A 6,991-nucleotide genomic window follows, 5' to 3' on the forward strand; every position below is an offset into this window, starting at 1 on the left:
TGCAGAAGGGCTCAATCGTAGAGACCTTCTGCAGCCGCAACGTCAATAGTGCTATTTACGAGAATTGTACCGCTCTAGAGCGGCTTGGTTAGCGGCGATGGCTTCGTCGATTCTCATCTTCTCAATGGTGCTTACGAATTTATCGAAGTTTTCAAGAGGCTCGACACCCGCGATAAACTTATTGATCATCTCATCGCGATAAGTTTTCACATCGTTCATAATGGCGGACGTTTTTGAGCTTTCGTCCGCAGTCAACGTGAGCGGAGGCAGTTGCTTGGAATGATCGGCTTTGGACCAATTTTTGTTTGCGTCGCGCTGCTGCTGCTTCAAGTAATATTGCTCCAAATAATACTTGCTTTGAACGATCGGGCCGCTCCAACTGGCAATAAAGTATTTGGCCATCGCTTCGGAAACCGAAAGACCGTCCGGATTGTGCAAGATGACGTCCGTATAGGTCGGGTAATCTCCAACCATGGTGTAGCTTTCTCCTTCAATACCGAAATTGAACAGGAGATGGCCTTCTTTTCCATATTTATAATCAAGCCACTTCACGATTTGTTCCGGATTTTTGGCCGAGGTCGAGATGGCGGCTCCAATTCCCGAGAATGGATAAGAGTATTGGCCTAAGGCTGTTCCGCCTTCATTCAGAGAAGGATATTCCGTTCCTTTTAAGGAGAACTGGGCGTTTTTCTCGCTCATGAGATCTATATAACGGCCAATACTGCCTCCCGGGTACCCGAGAAATGCGCCGAGTTGGTCGTTGGTTACCTTAGCGTCCTTCAGCTTTGCATCCGTCGTAATATAGTCCGGATCGATCAAGCCTTCTTTATACCACCTGGCCATCGTCGCCAAAAATTCCTTAAACTCGGGTTGAATCGGCCCGTATTTAACCGTGCCGTTATCTTGGTAAAATGTCGAGGCGATTCCCCAAGCCCCAACAATAAAGTGGCCCAAATCGATATCGTCCATATTGAACAGGAGAGGAATTTCATCCTTCTTGTCGTTGCCGTTCGGATCGCCGTCGCGGAAAGCCGTCAGCATTGTCTCCCACTCCGCTACTGTGGTCGGCGCCTTCAACTTCAACTTCTGCAGCCAGTCTTCGCGTACGATTGGCCCGAAGGTAGCGGACAAGCTTTCGTCGCCAAGCAGGAAAGGCATAACATAAATGTTGCCCTCATCGGTCGTAATCATTTTACGGAATGCCGGATTGTCGTCGAGCACCTTCGTCAAATTAGGCGCATGCTTGTCAATAAGCTCATTGAGGCGAATAATTCTTTTCTCCTGAATTAAGCTGTCTGCTCCCTTTGGCGCAAGCGTCCAGTTATATTCGATGATGTCGGGAAGCTCGCCTGAAGCGATCATTAAGTTGAATTGATCTTTTGCTTGACCGGCAGGAGGATGTTGAAACGATACTTTTGTGCCTGTAATTTTTTCGAGTTCTTTGAAGGCGGCGATGTCGTTATAATCCGTACCTGATACCCACTGACTAATTTGCCTGGGATAAGCGACTTCATTGCTTTCTGCTGTGCTGGTTGGCGTAAGGGACGGCGCAGGGCTGGCAGTGTTAGTAGCGTTGTTGCTGCAGCCTGTTGCGAGCATGGCCAATATTGGCACTCCGACTGCAATGTTCCTCAAATACTTTTTTCGCAATTTCATTGTAGTACCCCCTAAGAGAAATGGTGTTGGCGAGATCGATTTCGAAGTCGCAACCCAAGTATAGAAAGATTGGGACGGATTTGCCTACAATCCATGTACACGGCGGCTAGCTTCTTATCCGTTTTGGAACTTACAAAATCTTATCGGACTATCTTTTTTATCGTTTCGCCTAGGGATTGCCGTAAACAGCGATGCCCTTTGTTGATTCTCCTATACGGTGGTGCTAAAGTTAAGTCAAGGTGCCTAATGCAAATTAACATCGGGAGTGTGGCAATCTATGGGCAAGCGCAAAAAAGTGTTTTGGACGCTGTGGCTATCTTACATTCTAATCTTGGTCATCCCGACTACTATATCCGTATTTCTTTATTCTAATATCAATCATGTCATGATCGACAACGCTAATCGCTCCAACTTTGCGATGATAGAGCAAATGAGACAGGTCATCGACAAAAATATGGAGGAAGTCGACCGGGTGATGGTGCAAATCTCGACTCATCCTAAGCTGCAAGCTTTATGGAATCTGGATGAGAAAACAAATTATTTCCTGTATTCCGAAATTGTGGAGATGATGAGAAACGTCCGTGGCGGAAGCGATTTTATTGAAGATTTCTATATCCATTATAAGGCTAGCGATAGCATTCTTACGCCAACTATGAAAACGGATTCAGAAACCTATTTTACGAATATCTCTCCCTACGGTTCTTACAGCGTTAACGAAATAAAAGAGAAGCTATTGTCCGGGTACCACGTAAAAACGTTCATGCCTTCGGAGACAATAGACAGCGGAGCATCCGCACACCATGCGATAGCGACAATCGTTTCCTTGCCGTTCGGCGATCGTCAAAATATATATGCGACCTTGGTTATGCTCATTGACGAACAGCAAATCTTTGATTTATTTAAACAAATCGAATGGGCCAACAAGGCCTCTATGTATATTTTGGATAATTCCGGTCAAATTCTGCTATCTTCGACAGGGGACTATACTTTGCCTGAAGGGCTATTGGAGCAAGCTGAGGAGTCTGGCTATCGCAGCTTTATGCTGGATGGAGAGGAAATGATGCTTTCATCGACGAAGGGGGTCAACGGGTGGAGGTTTATTTCTCTGATTCCGAAAGCCGTCGTGTTTCAGCCGATTAACGAGATTACTTATGGAGTGATTTCTTTCTTTGCAATTGCGATTATGATTGGAACCGTTGTTGCTTATTGGATGGCCTATCGCAACTATGGTCCGATTCGAGATATGGTGACGGTATTGATGAACGGGAAGATTGGAACCCCGGATCGCGTCGTGAACGAGTACGATTTCATTAAATCCTCGATTACTCACAATCTAAAGGAGAAAGAAAAGCTCAAGCATATGTTGGCGAATCATGCACCGGTCGTTTTGGCGCATTTTTTGACTCGTTTGCTTAAAGGACAAATCGAGCATGCCGAAGTGGAGCAAAGTACTTTGGATTTCATGGGGCTTAGCTTACCTTACAAATTGAATTGCGTCATTCTAATTGCTTGCGACGATTCCAGTAAGTTCCGCAAAGAGGATAGCGAGCGGGAGTGGGCGCTTGTCCGATTCGTACTGTTGAACTTATGCAGCGAGTTGATCGAGGGCAAGGGATACGTTGTGGAAACGGAGCGCAATCAATTGGCGCTTATGCTTAACGTTGCCGATACGCTGGATGAAGCCGTTCAGGCAAGAGATGCGATTATTGCCAATATAAAGAAGGTTACAGAAGAACGTTTCCGTATGAAAATTACGATCGCATCCAGCACGCTGCAGCAAGGCATCGAAAACTTCGGCAAATGTTACATAGAAGCGACCAGCGCATTGGATTACCGAATTATTCATGGGATCGGTTCGGTCATCTATCAAGAACAAATCAAGGATTTGAAGCATCGTTACTATGATTACCCGATAGAGGAGGAAATTCGCTTCATTAATTATTTGAAGAGCGGAAACGATGAGGAGGCCGAAAGGCTGCTGGATAGGCTCTATGAGAAAAACATAGCCTCCGGCGAAATGACTTCGGAAATGGGCAAATTTTTAATTTTTGATATGCTCAGCACGGTTATTAAAGTCATGGAAGCTCTAAGGATAGACGACAAGCATCTTATAGGGATGGATCCTATCCGTTCCATTATGGACGGAACCTCTGCGCAAGACATGGTACGTAAAACAAAAGAGCTGTGCGGGCTGATTTGTAAAAGTGTAACCGAAGCGCGGAAAGATCAGATCGACGGATTGAACGGGCAAATAAAAGAATATGTGAATGATCATTTATTGGATCATGCTTTAAGTCTGACTTCAATTGCGGATAATTTCAATATGAATGCCCAGTATATATCCAGCTTTTTCAAGAAACAAAATCAAATCAACTTGAATGAATATATCATCGCCAAACGGATGGATGAGGCTAAGCTAATGTTGCGCGATTCCAATTTGACGGTACTCCAAATCGCGCTAAAGATCCGTTATGCCAACGATATCGGATTTATTAGAGCTTTCAAAAAGTATGAGGGCATCACGCCGGGGAAGTATCGCGAGATGGTTCGGAATCTGGATAGGGAAAAAGATAGCTTGCCGCAAAATGGATAGGCTCGCCGATCCGGTTTGGATAGTTTGGGGCAACAGTGATAGTAGACCAGGGCTGTTTCTTCCTTTAGTGTTTAATGTGATTTCGTCTAAGGTTTATAAGAAATTTGAAATCGCATTAAGCTAAATGAGGAGGAACGGAACTGTGAAACCTAATCTGTTGGCTGAAATACCGCCAGAGCACACAAAATGGACCCCGCTTCCCAAAGAACGCGGACACGATTCGGTATGGGATTTTGTCCAATCGCCCGACGGACGCTTCTATATTTCCGTCTGCGGCGAAACGTTAAAGCCATTGACCGCCATGCTGTACGAGTATGATCCGCGCACAGGCGAAGTGAGGCTCGTTCTGGATCTGGAGAAAGAATGGATTGTTGACGCGAAGCATATGCCGCCCAGCAAAATCCATACAAGCATTGATTTCTTGCCTGACGGCCGACTGATTATGGCGACTCATAACACATCGCCCGCTCCCGGTCATGACAGGTGGATGTTTGAACAGCATTACGAACACCCATGGGAGGGTTATCCAGGCTCGATCGTTATGATTGTAAACCCGGATAACGGCGAGGTGCATACGAGAGGCATACCGGTTCCTAAAGAAAGCATTTACGGGGGGATTTTGGGGGAAGATCCTCGGTATTACTACTTTCTGGGCTATATGCGAGGTCACTTCTATCGTCTCGATCTCGAGACCAATGAAGTTCGCGATTACGGCAAAGTGACTGAGTATGCCTCGTGTCGGCTCGTTAAAGATCGGCAAGGCCGCATATACGGTTCATCCTATACAGGAGAGATATGGCGTTACGACCCTGCAACGGATGTCATACAGGATTTGAAGGTCTGCTTCGTATCCCCTTACGGGAACAAGGTGAGGCGCGCCCTCATTTACGGACTGCTGTCTCCGACGGGGACGTTATTTTTATGCGATAATACCGACGGCGAAATGATAGAGCTGAATCCCGAATCTCTTGAGGTCAAGCGGCACGGCTATGTTCACCTTCGTCCCGAATACCCTCGTCACCCGGAGTTGGCTGCTTCCATTGGAGGACTTGCGGCCGATGAGAATTTTGTCCTTTATTACGGATTAGAGAGCTTTCACGATACGAATGCGATGCGGTTGGTCAGATGGGATATCTTGAACGGCAAAGAACCGGAAAATCTCGGATTGATCTCGCCGGAAGGCCGCACATCCAGCTATATTTGTGAAATGTTGTTTGACGATAGGGGAATTCTTCATATGGTGGATGTCTGCGGACAGTTTTCCCCCTATGTGCTGGCCGTAGAAGTCAGCAAGCTGACCCCTCCGGATGAAAGCGCCAAACCCGCTCGAATTACGAAATACGTGCCGCCGGAGTTTCACAGCAGCAACGATCCCCACTATTATATGCACATTTCAGCGAAACGAGTGAGCACGCTCCCCCTCCATCGTTATCTGAGCTGGGGGGATACGAAAACCCGCTATCTGGAGGCAACGGAACATCGGATTTACAGCATTAACGGATCGAATCGAACGATTATGATAGAGGCTGACTATTGCAGCGAGAGGCCGTTGGACGTTGTAGTTATTCACGAGGAGGGGTCCCCCGTCTCTTGCCATAGATGGGGAAGCAAGGTGGCGATTCTGACTTCCGATCGGCAATTGCTGACGGTTCGTCTGTGCGACAAGCAACTTGTTTCTATCGATAGGCTTCCGGATAAAGCGCCGGTTGACAGAATCGTAGGCGAACTTAGCGAACATGAGCTGCTAGTGTCCGATTGTACCGGGCAAATCTTTATCTTACACAACCGGGAGAAGAGCTGCAGAAGCGTGGAGGGACTTGTGCTGGCTTCTCCAGAGGCGCATGTCATCCATCTGGGCAGCGGTCAATTTCTGTTGTCCGGGACAAACGACGAGATCTACATGTGGGATCTGCTTAAAGGCACTTCGGAGAAGCTCCCGGCAATCGTTCCTTCTATTCGAGGCAGAGCGTTCAAAGCTGCTATTACGGGGGGAACCCAACTCGAGAACGGCAACATTCTCGCGGGTACAGCGGACGGGATTCTGTTTTTGCTTGACGAGCGTTTCAATTGGACGAGATCGTATGGAAGACTTTATTCAAGCGGCAGCTTGAGAGAGTTCATCTATGCCGGCCAAGGACAAGTGCTAGGCGTTTACGGCGACGAGAAGGATGTCGGACATGTGTTCCGATTCTCGGAGCAGGAGGGATTGGCGGATCTGGGGAGGGCAAGAGTCATTAGAGAAAATGCGGAGCAGCTTCATCTCGACACGGAATGGGCCAATATTCACGTTATAGGCGCGCTGGCATATTGGGCTGCGGACGACAGGCTTGTTGTCGCTTCGGCTGAACAATATGGTTGTATGGTACGGTATCAGTCGATTGCGGGGGGAACGAAATCGGGATAGCCGAATTCAAAAAGGATAGCTGCGGCTATCCTTTTTGTATAGTTCTGCAGAAGATTGATTGTAGGCGAGCGCCGGCTCCTCCCTTATATTGAAGGAGCGGTGTCATCGATGATTTCGTTATGAAACCGCATACAAAATTAGTGGGAGGAAGCTATGAAAAAGAGGATTCTGCCCGTACTACTTTCAGTTGTTTTGTTGATGACGGACTGGTTGCATTTAGGAACGGGGATCGAAACGGCTTGGGCCAACCAGGCGGAAGCTCCCGAGAATTTACTGGCGAACGGCAGTTATGAGCAGGTGAACGACAACGGCTGGGCCAAATCATGGGTCAGCTATAT

The 6,991-nt window shown here is 47.3% G+C and carries 4 protein-coding genes; 3 read left to right on the forward strand and 1 reads right to left on the reverse strand.

Translation table 11 applies throughout. The features are described from left to right. Window positions 1–51 precede the first annotated feature (51 nt). A complete protein-coding gene (locus tag PAT3040_RS15085) occupies window positions 52–1,656 on the reverse strand; it encodes an extracellular solute-binding protein (RefSeq protein ID WP_108993389.1) in 1,605 nt (534 codons plus the stop codon). A 277-nt stretch (window positions 1,657–1,933) separates the two neighbouring features. On the opposite strand from PAT3040_RS15085, the gene PAT3040_RS15090 reads away from it, so the two are divergent. The 3 genes from PAT3040_RS15090 to PAT3040_RS15100 all read left to right on the forward strand — a co-directional run. Next, complete coding sequence (locus PAT3040_RS15090) at window positions 1,934–4,249, forward strand: AraC family transcriptional regulator (RefSeq protein WP_108993390.1); 2,316 nt, start codon at window positions 1,934–1,936, stop codon at window positions 4,247–4,249. Between the two features lie 142 nt (window positions 4,250–4,391). Further along, entirely contained in the window at window positions 4,392–6,653 is a 2,262-nt protein-coding gene (locus PAT3040_RS15095; protein ID WP_108993391.1) for an NHL repeat-containing protein, read from the forward strand. 153 nt (window positions 6,654–6,806) lie between these two features. Further along, a partial coding sequence (locus PAT3040_RS15100; RefSeq protein ID WP_146200438.1) for a hypothetical protein occupies window positions 6,807–6,991 on the forward strand: 185 nt, incomplete at its 3' end.

The organism is Paenibacillus agaridevorans (assembly GCF_003112455.1).
GTDB lineage: Bacteria > Bacillota > Bacilli > Paenibacillales > Paenibacillaceae > Pristimantibacillus > Pristimantibacillus agaridevorans.

Bases quoted from the DNA above. Each gene is read 5' to 3' on its own strand.
- PAT3040_RS15085 (WP_108993389.1), bottom strand. From the start codon at position 1,656: ATGAAATTGCGAAAAAAGTATTTGAGGAACATTGCAGTCGGAGTGCCA.
- PAT3040_RS15090 (WP_108993390.1), top strand. From the start codon at position 1,934: ATGGGCAAGCGCAAAAAAGTGTTTTGGACGCTGTGGCTATCTTACATT.